The sequence below is a fragment of the Xanthobacter sp. BG11Y11_SDJG genome (genome assembly GCF_057364445.1).
Genome location: NZ_JBNFNU010000646.1, coordinates 1 through 1,444, shown reverse-complemented (window position 1 = coordinate 1,444; position 1,444 = coordinate 1). Strand labels below are relative to the sequence as shown.

The window sequence follows — 1,444 nt, the reverse complement described above, 5'->3', positions numbered from 1 at the left end:
CCGCCTCGGCGCCCGGCGAGCCGCCCGGCTCGCGCGTCTCCACCACCTCGTGGCCCTGCGCCCGCAGGCGTGCGGCAAGGCGCGCCGCCTGGGTGGACTTGCCGGTCCCCTCCCCGCCCTCGAAGGTGATGAAGCGGCCGCGGCGCATCAGTGCAGCTTCGCCAGCACCCGGCCCACCACGTCGCGGATGCCGTCGCCCGCGAGGGTGAGCGCGCCATCGAAGGCGCGGCGCGCGAGCGATCCAACGGGCACGTCGGCGGTGGTGTAGAGCGGCACCTCCAGCACCTTGACCTGGCCGCGGGAGATGGTGAGCGTGCCGACCGGGGTGTCCTTCGCCACCGGCGCCACCAGCGGCCCGAGATAGGTCACGCGCGCCACCACGCGCTCGGTGGAGACGCGCGAGGCGAGCACGAACACCGGGCCGCGGGCGGCGAGCCCGACCGAGCTCTCCGCGCCGCCGAACACCTTGGCGCGCGCCACCTCCTTGCCGGCCGAGAACAGCGCGCGCTGCTGGAACGACTGGAAGCCCCACTCCAGGAGGCGCTTGCCCTCGTCGAGCCGCTCCTTCTCGGTCTTGGCGCCCAGGATCACGGCGATGAGCCGCTGCCGGTGGGCGCCGCCGATCGCCGAGACGAGCGCATTGTTGCCGACGTCCTTGAGCCAGCCCACCTGGAGCCCGTCGGCGCCGATGCCCGCCTCCAGGAACGGATTGCGGTTGCGCTGGCGGATCTTGTTCCAGTCGATGCCGGCCGGGCGAACACCGGGTAATAGTCCGGATAGGTGCGGATCACGTGGCGCGCGAGCGTCGCGAGGTCGCGCGCGGTGCTCACCTGCGCCGGATCGGCGAAGCCGGTGGCGTTGCGGAACACGCTGTTGCGCATGCCGATCGCCTGCGCGGTCTCGTTCATGAGCCGCACGAACACGCTTTCCGAGCCGCCGACGCCCTCCGCGAGGGTCAGCGCCGCGTCGTTGCCGCCGATGGCGAAGGCGCCGGTGAGCAGGTTGTCCACCGACACCGGCTTGTTCACCTCGGCGAACATGGCGGCGCCGCCCGAGGTCCGCCGCCGCGGCGCCAGGCATCGGGACTGACGAAGAATTCCGTATCGGGCGTGATCTTGCCGGACTTCAGGCGATCGAACACCACGGCGGCGGTCATCACCTTGGCGAGGCTCGCCGGCTGGATCGGCCGGTCGGCGTCCTTCTCGTAGAGGATGGTTCCGGTCTCGGCATCCACCAGGATCGCCGCGGGTGCGCTGGACTGGAATCCGCCTTCCGCCGCTGCGGCCGGCCCGGTCGCGAGCGCCGCCGCACCCACGAACGCGCAGACATGGACGGTGGCGCCGACCCGCGCGACGGCCCGCCCCCAGCAAGAGCGCGGCGCCTCCGCAAGACGGGGAAGGAAAGCGTCAGCGCCCATCCGCAGGCACGCCCGGCATAGCCGAGC

The 1,444-nt window shown here is 72.6% G+C and carries 4 protein-coding genes; all 4 read right to left on the bottom strand.

The annotated features are described in order from the left end of the window. The coding region (locus AC2W7M_RS25365; protein ID WP_486135870.1) for a dTMP kinase at window positions 1-148 on the bottom strand (148 nt) is incomplete at its 3' end. Further along, entirely contained in the window at window positions 148-669 is a 522-nt protein-coding gene (locus tag AC2W7M_RS25360; protein WP_486135868.1) for a hypothetical protein, read from the bottom strand. The genes AC2W7M_RS25365 and AC2W7M_RS25360, both read right to left, overlap by 1 nt. Continuing rightward, window positions 588-1,040 (bottom strand): D-alanyl-D-alanine carboxypeptidase family protein, encoded by a 453-nt coding sequence (locus tag AC2W7M_RS25355; protein ID WP_486135866.1) that lies wholly within the window; start codon window positions 1,038-1,040, stop codon window positions 588-590. Before AC2W7M_RS25355 ends, AC2W7M_RS25360 begins: the two co-directional genes overlap by 82 nt. Continuing rightward, on the bottom strand, window positions 1,025-1,444 hold a 420-nt coding region (locus AC2W7M_RS25350; protein ID WP_486135864.1), incomplete at its 5' end, for a D-alanyl-D-alanine carboxypeptidase. The genes AC2W7M_RS25355 and AC2W7M_RS25350, both read right to left, overlap by 16 nt.

Coding starts and splice junctions, on each gene's coding strand:
- AC2W7M_RS25355 (WP_486135866.1), bottom strand. CDS start 1,040: ATGTTCGCCGAGGTGAACAAGCCGGTGTCGGTGGACAACCTGCTCACC.